Raw genomic sequence first — 13,799 nt, forward strand, 5'->3', positions numbered from 1 at the left:
CGCCAGCGGGATCACCACCTGATCCGGCAGTTGCCACCCCAGTTGCTCCACCACCTCGTAGGCCAGGGTTTTCGAGCCTTCTGCGTAGTAGGGGCGCAGGTTGATGTTGACAAAGCCCCAGCCGTAGCGATCGGCCACCTCGGCGCAGAGGCGATTGACCTGGTCGTAGTTGCCCTCCACCGCCATGACGATGGGGTTGTAGATGAGGGATCCCAGCACCTTACCCGCTTCTAAGTCCGCCGGGATGAAGATGACACAATCCAAGCCGGCGTGGGCGGCAATGGCGGCGGTGGAGTTGGCCAGATTGCCCGTGCTGGCGCAGGAAACGGTGGTAAAGCCCAGCTCCTTGGCGCGGGTTAGGGCCACCGACACCACCCGATCCTTAAAGCTGAGGGTGGGCATGTTGACGGCGTCATTTTTGATGTAGAGGTTTTTCAACCCCAACCGCCGGCCCAGCCGCTCCGCCTTCACCAGAGGCGTCATGCCGGTGCCCACATCGATGGGCCGCTCCGAAACCACCGGCAGAAAAGGCCGATAGCGCCAGATGGACAGCGGCCCGGCCTGGATGCTCTGCCGGCTGACGGTGCCCTTGAGCCAGTCGTAGTCGTAGACCACTTCCAGGGGGCCAAAACACAGGTCGCACACGTGCTTAGCCACCGGCTCGTACTCAGCCCCACATTCGCGGCAGCGCAAGCGGCTGAAGCTCACCTGGGGGTTGCGCAGGGCAGGAGCCGCCGGGGCAGCGGCAGGCACGAGCGGGCGTTGGGAAAGGGTTTGCGTCATAGGGAGCCTCAGGCAGGAGAAAGGGCTGGATCTTGTTTACCCATCGTCGGGGGCCATCTTATCACCCCCGATCTATCCCGTCAACCAAATCCGACTAAAATAGTCTGGATTAGATTCGACTGGGGAGAGCGAGATCCTAGCCGGTTTGGGCAGCCTCGGGGCGGCAAACTGGTGGGGGTCTGGCCAAGGAGCCTTTTCCTCTTGCCGAGATGTGGGGATAGCCCTCTATCCATCGCTAGACTGGAGAAACAAGCTGTAACAACCCAATTGGGATAGGGGATCCCGGTAGCCAGCAAGGGGCAATCCGATGCTCAAAGTTGGACGAGACAACGTGGATTTTCTCGACTACTACGACGTGATCGTGGTGGGTGGGGGGCATTCCGGCTGTGAAGCGGCCTTGGCGGCAGCACGCTTGGGCTGCAATACCTTGATGCTGACGTTGAACCTGGACAAGATTGCCTGGCAGCCCTGTACCCCCGCCGTGGGCGGCCCGGCCAAGTCGCAACTGGTGCACGAAATCGACGCCCTTGGCGGCGAGATGGGCAAGGTTACCGACCGCACCTATTTACAGAAGCGGATCCTCAACCGCTCGCGGGGGCCGGCGGTGTGGGCCTTGCGGGCGCAAACCGACAAGCGGGAGTACGCGCGGGTGATGCGCTCGGTGGTGGAAAACCAACCCAACCTGACCCTTCGCGAGGGCACCGTCACCGACCTGGTGCTGGGGCGCAACGATGAGGTGGTGGGCGTGGTTACCCACTTTGGCAGTGTCTTCGGCTGTCGGGCGGTGATCCTGACCACGGGCACGTTTCTGGGGGGGCGCATCTGGATTGGCCGCCACTGGCAACCTGCCGGCAGAGCGGGGGAATTTGCCGTCGAAGGCCTGACCGACACCCTGCGCCAACTGGGCTTTGAGACGGGCCGGCTGAAAACCGGCACCCCTGCCCGTGTGGATCGCCGCAGCGTCGATTTTTCCGTGATGGAGCGGCAACCAGGGGATCCCGACGTGCGCTGGTTTAGCTTCGACCCGGAGGTGTGGGTGCCGCGGGAGCAGATGGACTGCTACCTCACCCGCACCACGCCGGAGACCCATCGCATCATCCGCGAAAATCTCCACGAGACCCCGGTCTACGGCGGTTGGGTGGAGGCTAAGGGGCCCCGCTACTGCCCCAGCATCGAAGACAAGATCGTCCGTTTCGCCGACAAGGAAAGCCATCAAATTTTCATCGAGCCGGAAGGGCGGGATCTGCCGGAGCTCTACATCCAGGGGTTCTCGACGGGGATGCCGGAGAAAATCCAGATCCAGATGTTGCGCTCCTTGCCTGGCCTGGAGCGGTGCGTGATGCTGCGGCCTGCCTACGCCGTGGAATACGACTATCTGCCGGCTACCCAGCTCTACCCCACCCTAATGACCAAAAAAGTGCAGGGGCTGTTCTGCGCCGGCCAAATTAACGGCACCACCGGCTACGAGGAGGCGGCAGCCCAGGGGCTCATAGCCGGGATCAATGCCGCCCGCCTGGTGCAGGGCAAGCCGCTGGTGACGCTGCCGCGCGAGTCCAGCTACATCGGCACCCTCATCGACGACCTCTGCACCAAAGAGCTGCGGGAGCCCTACCGCATGCTCACCAGCCGCTCCGAATACCGTCTTATCCTGCGCGCCGATAATGCCGACCAACGCCTCACCCCCCTGGGGCGGGAATGGGGCCTCATCGACGACCGCCGCTGGTCTCTTTTCCAGGCCAAGCAAGCCCGCATTGCCGCCGAGATCGAGCGCCTGGAAACCCAGCGGGTTAAGGCCCACGACCCCGCCGGGATCCACCTCAGCCAATTGACCGGCCAGGGGATCAAAGGATCCGCCACGCTGGCCGAGATCCTGCGCCGCAACCCGATCCACTACGCCGACCTGCTGGAGCTGGGCTTGGGCAATGAGGAGCTGGATCCCTTTGAGCAGGAGGCAGCAGAAATTGCCGTCAAATACAGCGGCTACATCCAGCGGCAGCAGAACCAAATTGAGCAGGTGAGCAAGCAGTACCACCGCCCCCTGCCCCCCGATCTGGACTACCACTCCATCCCCACCCTCTCCAAAGAGTCGCGGGAGAAACTGGCGGCCGTCCGACCCCTGACGGTGGGCCAGGCCGCTCGCATTGGCGGCGTCAACCCCGCCGACATCAACGCCCTGCTCATCTACCTCGAGGTGCGGCAACGTCAGAGGGCAACGGCAGAACCCGTTAGCACCTCGCGGTAATCTCTGCCCCCCTTGCCGTAGAGGGCAGGGATCTCTTCCAGGGGCAGGCGCGAAGCTACGCCCAGATCCAGGGGTGAGATCTCTCCCCGCAGCCAGTGGCAGAGGCCGGCTGCCCCGATCATGGCGGCGTTGTCGGTACAGAGGGCAACAGGCGGGATGATCACCCGCAGGCCCTTGGGTCGGCCCGCTTCCAGCAGGCGAGCTCGCAGCTCCCGGTTGGCGGCCACCCCCCCTGTAACCAGCAGGGTCGAGAGGCCCAGCGCCTCGGCACAGGCCACCGCTTTTTCGGTCAGCCCGCGGGTGAGGCAGGCCTGGAAGCTGGCAGCAATATCGGCCACGGGCAGTTCCCGGCCTTCCTGCTGCAACTGTTGCACCAGGCGCAGCACCGCCGTCTTCAAGCCGCTGAAGCTGGTGTCGTAGGGGTGATCCAGCTTGCCCGCGGGCAGGGGGAAGCGGTTGGGATCCCCTTGTTGCGCCCAGCGGTCGATCGGCGGCCCGCCCGGATAGCCCAGCCCCAACAGCCGCGCCACCTTGTCAAAGGCTTCGCCGGCAGCATCGTCACGGGTGCGGCCCATCGTCTGGTACTCCCCGTAGTCCTTCATCCAGATCAAGCTGGTGTGGCCCCCTGAAACCAAAAGGCAGAGGCAGGGAGGGTGCAAATCGGCGGTGGCCAAAAAGCCGCTGAACAGGTGGCCCTCCAGATGGTGCACCCCGATCAAAGGTTTGTTGTAGAGCAGGGCCAAGGTCTTGGCCGCCATCAGCCCCACCAGCAGGGATCCCACCAGACCCGGCGCACAGGTGACGGCAACGGCATCCACCTCGGCCACGCCCAGCCCGGCCTGCTGCAGGGCTGATTCCAGCACAAAGGGCAGAGTTTCCACGTGGCGGCGGGAGGCCACCTCCGGCACCACGCCCCCGTAGGCCGCATGGAGGTCAATCTGGCTAGCCACCACAGAGCTAAGCTGCCGCGGGGCAAAGGCTGGCCAGCTCGGCTCCGCCTCCACCACCGCCACAGCCGTTTCGTCGCAACTGGTTTCGATAGCGAGGACGCGGGCCATGGGAGAGCAAGTGGGGGAAAAGGGTTGGGAACGCTTCAGGATCCTTAAGAATTGTGTGGGCTAAAACTCAGGATCCATCGAGGTGAGGCGCTCGGGAGTATGATACTAACCGTTTAGTGCCCGTTTCTGCACTTAGCATTCCTGCACATTTAGACAGACCTAGACCCCTAGCTCAAGGACACATCCTGCTATGCGAACCCTTTTGAGTCTCCTGTTGGCCCTTTGCCTGGCGCTTGGCCTCGCCCAGGCTGTGCAGGCAGAGCCCTTGATCGGTCTGAAGCCTTGCAGCGAAGTTCCCGCTTTTCAGGCCCTCATGAACGAACGCCTGAGCAGCCTCGAAGAGAAGATCCTCAACGCCAGCCCTTCCCTAGCTCCCCTTTACCAGCAAAAGTTGGCCCAAACCACGAAGCGCTTTGAACGCTACAGCAAGCTGCTCTGTGGCGAGGAAGGCTTGCCCCACCTGGTTACCGATGGCCGCTGGAGCCATGCCGGTGAGTTTCTCATCCCTGGCTTACTTTTCCTCTACATTGCCGGCTGGTTGGGCTGGGCTGGGCGCTCCTACCTGATTGCTGTCCGGAATAGCGACGAGCCGGAGATGAAAGAAAGCATCATCGACGTCCCCCTGGCACTGCGCTGTTTCCTCACGGCTTTAGCCTGGCCTGCCGCTGCTTTCAAGGAAATTGCCAGCGGCGAAATTCAGGAGCCGGAAGAGGCCGTGCCCATCTCTCCTCGCTGAAGAAGGAGCTTCTCCTCTGCTTTTGGCTTAGCTTGACCTATCCGACTTGAGAGGTATGTATGGCTGATTTCACCAAGTTTCTTACCACGGCTCCGGTGGCCTTTATCTTGTTTTCCAGCTTCGTTTTTGCCCTGTTCATTGAGATCAACCGCTTCTTCCCCGACATTTTGACGTTCTGAACCCCCAAGCCAGGGATCCCTAGCGGCGGCAACAACACCCACAGGGATCCCTGGTCTTTTAGACTTTTTGGAATTTGAGATTTTTCTAACCCTTTTTGCACTGGAACCAGAGTTGCCGACATGGTTGAACCCACTGCCGATACCGTTTCCCCCAATAGGGGATATATCGCCGTTCCGGAAGGGGATCCGCAGATTGGCGATTTCTGGACGCCAATCAACCATGCTCCTGCCGTCCGCCTTTTCCTAGATTGGCTGCCCATTAACCGGCCGAGAGTAAGCCCTGTTTGGCGGGGTTTGGAAATTGGCATGGCCCACGGCTATTGGTTAGTGGGACCTTTTGCCAAGCTGGGGCCGCTGCGCGGCGAGCCCATCGGCCTGCTGAGCGGTTTCCTGGGAGCCTGTGGCCTGATCTTGATCATGACGGCAGCTCTCTCTCTCTACGGCACCGTCTCCCCGCAGCGCAACAACGGGCCAGTGCAGGGATCCCAATCCTGGAGCGAGCTGGCCGCCGGCTTTTTGATAGGGGGCATGGGCGGGGCAATTGTCGCCTATCTGCTTTTGCTCAATGGAGATCTGTTATTCCCCAATTTCGGCTAAGCGGTTTCCTCTCTAGTCCATCCCCTCATCTACGACGTCTTTGAGGGCCTCTTCCGGGCAGCAGGAAGACTGGCAAAAGGCAGGAAGCTTGCCCTAGCATAGACTGAACCAGCCAGTGGAGTCTCGAATTTGCTATGAACCGACGGCAGCGGTTCTAGGCAGTGCTCCAAATAGTTGTTGTAAGCTGTCGTGAGCGATCTACTGTCCGATCCCACCTCTGCAAGTTTCTCTTTGGCTGAGATCCGTCGCCTGTCACCTGCAGCCCTGGCCTACCTGGGGGATGCCATTTACGAACTGCACGTGCGACGGCAGCAGTTGTTTCCTCCCACCCGGCCAGAGCTTTACCATCGGCAGGTGGTGAGGCGGGTACGCGGATCTGCTCAGGCCAGATTGCTGTTGGCGCTTTTGCCCTATCTCAGCTCTGAAGAGCGGGAGATCGTCCGCTGGGGCCGCAACGGCTGCGGTCGTCCACCCCGGCACTTGCCCTTGGCCGACTACCAAAATGCCAGCGGCCTGGAAACCATCTTGGGCTACCTCTACCTCACCGATCCTGAGCGGCTACGCCACATTCTCGCTCTCACCGATGTTTTGGCCGAGACGATAGGCGAGGGGGAAGGTTAGGATCAGCTTTTACTCTGCACCCTTCTCCGCCCATGCCCAAGCCTTCCCAGCGCAAACCTCCTGTACGGCTGTCTCGCCGGGACAAGCTGCAGCGGCGAGGGGCGGGGCAGCCCGTTGGCAAGCGTGAGCGGCCTAAACGCCGCGATGGCAGCCTTCTTCCCCATCCCAAGCCGGCGGCGCAAGAGCCGCCCGTAAAGCCGCTTCGTCGCAAGGCTGAGCAGGAACGCCCCCAGTCGGATCCCAGCCTTCCTGTTGCTAGTCCAGAGGAAGAGGCGCTTCAGGTTAACTGGGATCCCGAAGCCGAACCTGAACAAGAGATCATCTACGGTCGCCAAACCGTGTTGGCCGCGCTGAGAAGCCAGGCCACCCTTAACCGAGTGTGGGTACTGCCGCGGTTGCGCTACAGCCCGCAATTTTTGTCTTTGTTGGAAGAAGCCAAAGCACGGGGTACCGTCATCGATGAGGTGTCTCCCCAGCGGCTAAACCTTCTCACCGCCGGAGCCAACCATCAGGGGATCGCCGCCCAGGCCACCCCTTACCGCTACGTGGATCTGGAAGAGCTGGTGGAACAGAGCCGGCAGTCCGGCCCCCATCCGGTGCTGGTGGTGCTAGACGGGATCCAGGATCCCCACAACCTGGGGGCCATTGCCCGCAGCGTGGAGGCGTTTGGCATGCAGGGGATGGTGATCCCACAGCGGCGGGCGGCAGGCGTCACGGCGACAGTGATGAAGGTGGCAGCGGGGGCCCTCTCTACCCTGCCGGTGGCGCGGGTGGTGAACTTAAACCGCGCCCTGGAATATCTTAAAGAACAGGGGTTTTGGGTCTATGGCACCACCAGCCAGGGGGCTGTCCCTGTCTATAGTGCCGACTTTCGCCGACCCGTTGCCTTGGTAATTGGATCCGAAGGGGAAGGCATCAGCCTACTCACCCAGCGCCACTGCGACCAACTGCTGTCGATTCCCTTGGCAGGCCGCACCGAGAGCTTAAATGCCTCGGTGGCAGCAGGCATCGCCCTTTATGAGATCCACCGGCAGCGCTCCCCCCACCAGCTCAAACGCACCGAGGTCGAAACATTTCTCAACAAATCCTCAACGAAGGCAGTAGAATCTAGGTGATTGCAAAAGATCCTGAGTCATCCTTTGCGCTTAATAGGGGGGATGGATTCCGTGGGCAACCCTTTGGTCTGGCTGTTGGATAAGCTGCGTGGCTTAACGGTCTGGGTTGAGATCACCACCGACGACTGCACCTACTACTACGGCCCCTTCGCCAGCGAGAAAGAAGCGGAAGCGCACAAAAGCCACTACATCGCCGACCTAAAGGCGGAGGGGGCTGAGAAGATCGAGGCTCGGATAAAGAAAATGCGCCAGCCGCAGACGCTGACGGTGGTTCACACCCCTTCACAGGTGGGTTCTTGAGGTTCGCTATGGTTTACCAGATCACTGTCCATCATCGGGGCCAGACCTACCAGTTTCCTGCCGCGGCGGATCAGACGGTTTTACAGGCAGCTCTCGAGCACGGCCTGGAGCTACCTTCCTCTTGCCAGGCGGGAGTCTGCACCACCTGTGCGGGGCGGCTAAAGTCGGGATCCGTAGCCCAGGCTGACGCAATGGGGATCGGGCCGGAACTCAAGGCTCAGGGCTTTGTTCTGCTGTGCGTAGCCTACCCTACCTCCGACTTGGAGGTGGAAACGGATCAAGAGGAGGAGGTTTACCGCTTGCAGTTTGGCTCCTAGCCCTGGTCTAGCATCAAGTATCTCCAAGCTGTGAAGCTCCATTTTCTGCGTCTAGCTTTGCCACTAAGTTTGCCGCTTTCTGCGTCTCAACTGGAGGGATCCCTTCTCCAACAAGTGACCCAAGAGCTGGGGCAGCCAGCCCGCCTCCTGCGCTGGAGTCTGACGGCGGTGGAGGGGGAGAGGGTTTGGGTGGAGGTGGTGGCTACCACGGACGAGGGGAGTTGGGTTTAGGCTATAGAAATGGCTAGTGGTACCCCCGGCAGTTGCCATGTCTGTCTCCAAACCTGAAGCGGCCCTAGCTCCAACTTTGGCCGAGCAGCGTCCCCCTGTGGCCCTCACCATCGCCGGCTCCGATAGCGGCGGCGGAGCAGGCATTCAAGCGGATCTGCGCACCTTTGCCTTCCAGCGCGTTCACGGCACTTCTGCCCTTACCTGCGTAACTGCCCAGAATACCCTGGGGGTTAAGCGAGTGGATCCCCTACCCCCGGAGGCGGTGGCTGCCCAGATTGAGGCGGTAGTGGAAGACATTGGGGTGCAAGGGATCAAAACCGGCATGTTGCTCAATGCCGAGATTGTGCGGGAGGTGGCCCGCCAGGTGGAACACTGGGCGCTGCAGCCGCTGGTAGTGGATCCGGTGATGGTCTCCCGCACGGGGGCCAAGCTGCTGGCGGAGGATGCCATCCAGGCCATCCGCGAGCGGCTGATCCCTCTGGCTCAGGTCGTTACCCCCAACCGCTACGAGGCTCAGATTTTGGCAGGGATGGAGCTGCAGTTGCTGGCGGATATGGAGGAAGCGGCCCGCCGCATCCACGCCCTGGGCTGTAAGGCTGTACTCGTCAAGGGGGGAGGTATGCCAGGGGAACTGCAGGGGGTGGATGTGTGGTTTGACGGCGAGCGGCTGGAGGTCCTCAAAAGCGAGCGCATCCCCACCCGTCACACCCACGGCACCGGCTGCACCCTCTCGGCAGCCATTGCGGCGCAACTGGCTTGGGGAAAGGATCCCCTGACGGCAACACTGGCGGCCAAGGCCTATGTTACCGACGCCCTGCGGCATCCTCTGGCCATCGGTGCAGGACAAGGGCCGGTAGGGCACTTCTACCCGCTGCTGCAGTCCTAGCCCTTCCCAGAAAGCAAGCTTGGTGGCACGGGCTCACCCTGCTAGGGGAGGGTTGGCTAGAGCAGTTCCCGCACGTCCACCACTTTGCCGCTTACTGCCGCTGCCGCCACCATGGCCGGACTCATCAGCAGGGTGCGTCCCGTGGGGGATCCCTGACGGCCCTTGAAGTTGCGGTTGGAAGAAGAGGCGCTTATTTGCCGGCCTACCAGGCGGTCTGGGTTCATGGCCAAGCACATGGAGCAGCCGGGATCCCGCCACTCAAACCCTGCCGCCTCAAAGATCTCGCGCAGGCCCTCGCGTTCTGCCTCCTGCTTGACGCGCTCCGAGCCAGGCACGACAAACGCCTTCACTCCAGGTGCTACCCGCCGTCCTTTGGCAATCTTGGCCGCCTCCCGCAAGTCACTCAAGCGGCCATTGGTGCAACTGCCAATGAAGCAGACATCCACTGGCGTGCCCACAATGGGATCCCCAGGCCGCAAACCCATGTAGGCATAGGCTTCCCTAGCCAGCTCCCGCTCGCTTTCTGGCAGCTCCTCGGGAGCAGGGATCCGCTCGTCCACCCCAATACCCTGGCCGGGGGTAATCCCCCAAGTTACCGTGGGGGCAATCTCAGAGGCCTGAAACACCACCACGTCGTCATAGACAGCGTCGGCGTCGCTGGCTAAGCTTTTCCACCAGGCCACTGCCTCCTCCCAGTCGAATCCCTGAGGAGCAAACTCCCGTCCCTTTAGGTACTCAAAAGTTACCGCATCGGGATTAACGTAGCCGCAGCGGGCTCCCCCTTCAATGGACATGTTGCAGAGGGTCATGCGCTCCTCCATGCTCATTGCCTCGATGGTGCTGCCGCCGTACTCGTAGGCGTAGCCCACCCCGCCTTTGACCCCCAGCTTGCGGATGATGTGCAGGATAACATCCTTGGCGTAAACTCCTGGCCCCAGGCTGCCCTGGACCTCGATACGGCGCACCTTGAGCTTAGACAGGGCCAAGGTTTGGGTGGCCAGCACGTCCCGCACCTGGCTGGTGCCAATACCAAAGGCAATCGCCCCAAAGGCGCCGTGGGTAGAAGTATGGCTATCGCCGCAGGCAATGGTCATCCCTGGCTGCGTCAGCCCTTGCTCCGGCGCAATCACATGCACGATCCCCTGCCGACCGGAGCCGCTGTTGTAAAAGCGGATGCCATATTGGCGACAGTTGCGCTCCAGCTCCTGGATCATCTCCTCCGCCAAGGGATCCGCAAAGGGCCGCGTCCGGTTGTCCGTGGGAATGATGTGATCCACTGTAGCCACGGTGCGCTCCGGGAAGAGAACCGGCAGATGGCGCTCCCGCAGCATGGCAAAAGCCTGGGGACTGGTCACCTCGTGGATGAGGTGCAGGCCGATAAACAACTGCGTCTGCCCCGAGGGCAGAACCCGCACCGTATGGGCGTCCCAGACTTTGTCAAAAAGCGTTCTTTCGCTCATCTTCCTCTCTAGCCCGCGGCCAAGCCGATCTTTCTTAATTTCTCTTAATTCTAAGGTTTGCCAAGGCAGGGGCGGCCAGGGCCCTTTTCCCAGCCAAGCTAGCGGGCACCTCTAGGGGGGGTCAAGCGGCTGGGGATCCGGCTCGAGCAAAATGCCGGTGGGAGCAGATTGGGTTACCCAGAAATCCACCTCCGGAAAGTGGCGACGCAGGCTGTCGCGGGCTTGGGCGGCCAATTCCAGGCTGGGCATGATCCCAAACACCGTCGGCCCCGAGCCCGACATCAAGGCCCCCCATGCCCCTGCCTCAAGCAAGGCCTGGCGCAATTTTCCCACAATGGCGTACTCCGCCAAAACCGGCTGTTCCAGATCGTTGCGCAAACTGCGGGCCAAGGCCAGCAGATCCCGCTGCTCCAGAGCAGCCAGCACCTGGGGCAAGCTCGGCAAGGAGGACGCGACAGAAGGTAAGGAAGCGGCAGTGCGAGTGCGAAAGGCCTGATAGGCCCAGGCGGTGGAAACCCCTAGATGCCGGGGCTTGGCCAAGAGCAGGGGGATCCCTTCCCAGTCGGCCAGGGGCTGTAAAACTTCTCCCCGCCCCGTGGCTAGCTGCGTCCCTCCCTGTACGCAGAAGGGAATATCGGATCCCAGACGCGCGGCCAAGTTCTGGAGCTCTCCTACCGTTAGGCCCAAGCCCCAGAGCTGGTTGAGTCCCACCAAAACTGCCGCCGCATCCGCTGAGCCGCCCGCCAAGCCCGCTGCTACTGGGATCTGTTTTTCCAGCTGGATCTCCACTCCCAGATCGGCCTGACATTCCTTTTGCAGCAGCTCAGCCGCTTGGTAGGCTAGGTTACGGCCATCTGCCGGCACCTCCGGGTGGCTGCAGATTAGGTGGATGCCGTGGGCACGGCGCTGGAGACGCACGCGATCTGCCAAAGCAATGCTCTGCAGGATCATAGTCACCTCGGAATAGCCATCGGGGCGGGATCCGAGGATTTCCAGGTAAAGATTGATCTTGGCGCGGGCAATCAGGGTACAGGCTTGCATGGGGTGAGAACGGGGTTGGCAATGCATCTCCACTCCCCTCAGCCTGTCCAGACCAACGCAAACACAGACCTAATCTGGGGAGCCCTTTCAGCCCGATTCTAAGGCAAGGGATCTGGGTAGAACCCTGGGGCTAGCTACTTTTTGCTGCAGCTATTCCAGAACTGATAAAGTTTTGGCACCCTCTGCCTCACCACTGCCCCATGAGCAAGCCCAAAGTTGGGATCCTCTACAACGACGCCAAGCCCGCCGCCAGGCGCAGCAGCGAAACCTTGGCCCGCTGGTTTCAAGAACAGGGCTGGGAGGTCTGTGTTGCCCCCAACTGGGGCGGCATTCTCGGCTACGCCAAGCCCAGTAGTCCCGTCTGCCTGACGAAGGTGGACAGCTTGGCCCCCGCCGGCTTTGACGAAAGCATGAAGTTTGCCGTGGTGCTGGGGGGAGATGGCACTGTTTTGGCAGCAGCCCGGCAACTGGCCCCCAAAGGGATCCCTTTGCTGGCCGTGAACACTGGCCACTTGGGCTTTCTGACGGAGACCTACCTCAGCCACCTAGAAGAGGCAGCCAAGGCAGCCATTGCCGGCGAGTACATCCTAGATCGCCGCAGCATGCTGCTGGTGCAGGCCTACCGCGGCCATGAGTTGCGCTGGGAGGTGCTCAGCCTCAATGAAATGGTGCTGCACCGCGAGCCCTTGACCAGCATGTGCCACTTTGAAGTAACCATTGGGGAGCACTCACCTTTGGATGTAGCTGCCGACGGCATCATTTTAGCCACCCCCACTGGCTCGACGGCCTATGCCCTTTCGGCGGGAGGGCCTGTCATCACTCCCAGTCTGCCGGTGTTGCAGTTGATCCCTATCTGTCCCCACTCAATGGCCTCACGGGCTCTGGTTTTTCCCGATTCGGAAGAGGTGTGGATCAGCCCCGCCAGCCCCCAACCGCTGGTTTTGGTAGCCGACGGCAATGCCGGCTGCTACATCCTGCCAGAAGACCAAATCCGCGTTGTCCGCGCCCCCTACTGGACAGATTTGATTCGCCTCCGCCGACCGGAGTTCTTCCGCGTCATGCGCGAGAAGTTGGGCTGGGGCCTAACTTATGCTTCTAAGCCTACCTCGGTAGAGCTGCCCTAGCCGGAGAACTTAGGAGTCCTGCACAAGTTGTTGGTCTTGGGAGGCCGTTGGATGGAGGCGCTGCCGAAGACCCGCTTGCCGGTGCCCGCATCCCCTGAAAACTTACTGTTGACGCCGCCAAAGGCTTTGTCCAACTCAATCAATCCACAAAACCCAAGGGGCGACGCTGTGGGTAGTCTAGCAAAGGGATCCGCCTAGGGATGGATAGTTCCGTCGGGGAGGATGGCCCCGCTCAAGTCGACAAATCGATCCCAGCCGGGACTTAGTTTTGCGCCCTTTAGGTTTGCTCCTCTCAGATCCGTGCCGTCCAGGTTTGCTCCCCTTAGCTCGGCCCCACTCAGGTTGGCTTGCCACAGCTCGGCCCCGCTCAGGTCGGCCCCGCTCAGCTTGGCCAAGATCAAGTTAGCCCCGCTCAGGTCCGCCCCGCTCAGGTTGGCCCCGCTCAGGTTGGCCCCGCTCAGGTCGGCCCCGCTCAGGTCGGCCTCGCTCAGGTTGGCTCCACTTAGGTTGGCCCCGCTCAGGTCAGCCCTGCTCAGGGCCGCCCCGCTCAGGTTGGCTCCACTTAGGTTGGCCCTGCTCAGGTCGGCCCCGCTCAGGTTCTTGACATTCGCCTGACCGTTGACAATTTCCCAGACCAGCCGCCACTTGGGATCCATCTGCGTCTCGGCAGAGAGCAGGGATCCCCTCAACCTGGCCCAGAACAAGTTGGATCCCTGAAGATTCACTCCCCTCAGGTCCGCCCTGCTCAGCTCGGCCCCGCTCAGGTTGGCCTCGCTCAGGTTGGCTCCACTTAGGTTGGCCCCGCTCAGGTTGGCTTGCCACAGGTTGGCCCCGCTCAGGTTGGCCCAGTTCAGGTTGGCCTCGCTCAGGTTGGCTCCACTTAGGTTGGCCCCGCTCAGGTTGGCTTGCCACAGGTTGGCCCCGCTCAGGTTGGCCCAGTTCAGGTTGGCCTCGCTCAGGTTGGCTTGCCACAGGTTGGCCCTGCTCAGGTCAGCCCTGCTCAGGTCAGCCCTGCTCAGGTTGGCCCTGCTCAGGTTGGTCCAGTTCAGGTTAGTCCAGTTCAGGTTGGCCCCGCTCAGGTTGGCCCAGTTCAGGTTGGCCTCGCTCAG

General features: G+C 61.6%; 16 protein-coding genes. 11 read left to right on the plus strand and 5 right to left on the minus strand.

What is annotated here, in order from left to right; translation table 11 throughout:
* The coding region (gene thrC, locus NW835_RS13690) for a threonine synthase (protein WP_414415575.1) at nucleotides 1–783 on the minus strand (783 nt) is incomplete at its 3' end.
* Between the two features lie 307 nt (nucleotides 784–1,090).
* Here thrC and mnmG point away from each other — a divergent pair.
* Nucleotides 1,091–3,025 (plus strand): tRNA uridine-5-carboxymethylaminomethyl(34) synthesis enzyme MnmG, encoded by a 1,935-nt coding sequence (gene mnmG / locus NW835_RS13695; RefSeq protein WP_414415576.1) that lies wholly within the window; start codon nucleotides 1,091–1,093, stop codon nucleotides 3,023–3,025.
* On the opposite strand, the gene tsaD is transcribed toward mnmG, so the two are convergent.
* Nucleotides 2,986–4,083, minus strand: a complete 1,098-nt coding sequence (tsaD, locus tag NW835_RS13700; protein WP_414415577.1) for a tRNA (adenosine(37)-N6)-threonylcarbamoyltransferase complex transferase subunit TsaD — start codon at nucleotides 4,081–4,083, stop codon at nucleotides 2,986–2,988. The two genes, mnmG and tsaD, sit on opposite strands and share 40 nt — an antisense overlap.
* Nucleotides 4,084–4,273: 190 nt before the next feature.
* Here tsaD and NW835_RS13705 point away from each other — a divergent pair, with 190 nt between their 5' ends.
* The 9 genes from NW835_RS13705 to thiD all read left to right on the plus strand — a co-directional run bounded on the left by NW835_RS13705 (nucleotide 4,274) and on the right by thiD (nucleotide 9,065).
* Nucleotides 4,274–4,819, plus strand: coding sequence for a Photosystem I reaction center subunit III (locus tag NW835_RS13705; protein ID WP_414364715.1), 546 nt, complete (start codon nucleotides 4,274–4,276; stop codon nucleotides 4,817–4,819).
* 59 nt (nucleotides 4,820–4,878) lie between these two features.
* On the plus strand, nucleotides 4,879–4,998 hold the full coding sequence (locus tag NW835_RS13710) for a photosystem I reaction center subunit IX (protein ID WP_011434365.1): 120 nt from the start codon (nucleotides 4,879–4,881) through the stop codon (nucleotides 4,996–4,998).
* A 120-nt stretch (nucleotides 4,999–5,118) separates the two neighbouring features.
* On the plus strand, nucleotides 5,119–5,595 hold the full coding sequence (locus NW835_RS13715; RefSeq protein WP_414364713.1) for a photosystem I reaction center protein subunit XI: 477 nt from the start codon (nucleotides 5,119–5,121) through the stop codon (nucleotides 5,593–5,595).
* Nucleotides 5,596–5,784: 189 nt separating this feature from the next.
* A complete protein-coding gene (locus tag NW835_RS13720; RefSeq protein WP_414364711.1) occupies nucleotides 5,785–6,216 on the plus strand; it encodes a ribonuclease III domain-containing protein in 432 nt (143 codons plus the stop codon).
* Nucleotides 6,217–6,248: 32 nt separating this feature from the next.
* Complete coding sequence (gene rlmB / locus NW835_RS13725; RefSeq protein ID WP_414364709.1) at nucleotides 6,249–7,331, plus strand: 23S rRNA (guanosine(2251)-2'-O)-methyltransferase RlmB; 1,083 nt, start codon at nucleotides 6,249–6,251, stop codon at nucleotides 7,329–7,331.
* Between the two features lie 42 nt (nucleotides 7,332–7,373).
* Nucleotides 7,374–7,631, plus strand: a complete 258-nt coding sequence (locus tag NW835_RS13730) for a DUF1816 domain-containing protein (RefSeq protein WP_414415578.1) — start codon at nucleotides 7,374–7,376, stop codon at nucleotides 7,629–7,631.
* Between the two features lie 8 nt (nucleotides 7,632–7,639).
* Entirely contained in the window at nucleotides 7,640–7,948 is a 309-nt protein-coding gene (locus NW835_RS13735) for a 2Fe-2S iron-sulfur cluster-binding protein (protein WP_414364706.1), read from the plus strand.
* Between the two features lie 30 nt (nucleotides 7,949–7,978).
* Nucleotides 7,979–8,179: a hypothetical protein gene (locus tag NW835_RS13740; RefSeq protein WP_414415579.1), complete on the plus strand. Its 201-nt coding sequence runs from the start codon at nucleotides 7,979–7,981 to the stop codon at nucleotides 8,177–8,179.
* A gap of 37 nt (nucleotides 8,180–8,216) precedes the next feature.
* On the plus strand, nucleotides 8,217–9,065 hold the full coding sequence (thiD, locus tag NW835_RS13745) for a bifunctional hydroxymethylpyrimidine kinase/phosphomethylpyrimidine kinase (protein WP_414415580.1): 849 nt from the start codon (nucleotides 8,217–8,219) through the stop codon (nucleotides 9,063–9,065).
* Between the two features lie 56 nt (nucleotides 9,066–9,121).
* Here thiD and leuC read toward each other — a convergent pair whose 3' ends face one another.
* Both leuC and ispE read right to left on the minus strand, forming a co-directional pair.
* Nucleotides 9,122–10,525: a 3-isopropylmalate dehydratase large subunit gene (gene leuC / locus NW835_RS13750; protein WP_414415581.1), complete on the minus strand. Its 1,404-nt coding sequence runs from the start codon at nucleotides 10,523–10,525 to the stop codon at nucleotides 9,122–9,124.
* A gap of 111 nt (nucleotides 10,526–10,636) precedes the next feature.
* A complete protein-coding gene (gene ispE, locus NW835_RS13755) occupies nucleotides 10,637–11,593 on the minus strand; it encodes a 4-(cytidine 5'-diphospho)-2-C-methyl-D-erythritol kinase (RefSeq protein WP_414415582.1) in 957 nt (318 codons plus the stop codon).
* A 173-nt stretch (nucleotides 11,594–11,766) separates the two neighbouring features.
* Between ispE and NW835_RS13760 the strand changes: the two genes are divergently transcribed.
* Nucleotides 11,767–12,690: an NAD(+) kinase gene (locus NW835_RS13760; protein WP_414415583.1), complete on the plus strand. Its 924-nt coding sequence runs from the start codon at nucleotides 11,767–11,769 to the stop codon at nucleotides 12,688–12,690.
* A gap of 194 nt (nucleotides 12,691–12,884) precedes the next feature.
* Here the strand turns inward: NW835_RS13760 and NW835_RS13765 are convergent.
* On the minus strand, nucleotides 12,885–13,799 hold a 915-nt coding region (locus NW835_RS13765), incomplete at its 5' end, for a pentapeptide repeat-containing protein (RefSeq protein WP_414415584.1).

This window comes from Synechococcus sp. OH2, assembly GCF_047462155.1.
In the GTDB taxonomy this organism is placed as follows: Bacteria; Cyanobacteriota; Cyanobacteriia; order Thermostichales; family Thermostichaceae; genus Thermostichus.

Coding starts and splice junctions, on each gene's coding strand:
- mnmG (WP_414415576.1), top strand. CDS start 1,091: ATGCTCAAAGTTGGACGAGACAACGTGGATTTTCTCGACTACTACGAC.
- tsaD (WP_414415577.1), bottom strand. CDS start 4,083: ATGGCCCGCGTCCTCGCTATCGAAACCAGTTGCGACGAAACGGCTGTG.
- NW835_RS13705 (WP_414364715.1), top strand. CDS start 4,274: ATGCGAACCCTTTTGAGTCTCCTGTTGGCCCTTTGCCTGGCGCTTGGC.
- NW835_RS13710 (WP_011434365.1), top strand. CDS start 4,879: ATGGCTGATTTCACCAAGTTTCTTACCACGGCTCCGGTGGCCTTTATC.
- NW835_RS13715 (WP_414364713.1), top strand. CDS start 5,119: ATGGTTGAACCCACTGCCGATACCGTTTCCCCCAATAGGGGATATATC.
- rlmB (WP_414364709.1), top strand. CDS start 6,249: ATGCCCAAGCCTTCCCAGCGCAAACCTCCTGTACGGCTGTCTCGCCGG.
- NW835_RS13730 (WP_414415578.1), top strand. CDS start 7,374: ATGGATTCCGTGGGCAACCCTTTGGTCTGGCTGTTGGATAAGCTGCGT.
- NW835_RS13735 (WP_414364706.1), top strand. CDS start 7,640: ATGGTTTACCAGATCACTGTCCATCATCGGGGCCAGACCTACCAGTTT.
- thiD (WP_414415580.1), top strand. CDS start 8,217: ATGTCTGTCTCCAAACCTGAAGCGGCCCTAGCTCCAACTTTGGCCGAG.
- leuC (WP_414415581.1), bottom strand. CDS start 10,525: ATGAGCGAAAGAACGCTTTTTGACAAAGTCTGGGACGCCCATACGGTG.
- ispE (WP_414415582.1), bottom strand. CDS start 11,593: ATGCATTGCCAACCCCGTTCTCACCCCATGCAAGCCTGTACCCTGATT.
- NW835_RS13760 (WP_414415583.1), top strand. CDS start 11,767: ATGAGCAAGCCCAAAGTTGGGATCCTCTACAACGACGCCAAGCCCGCC.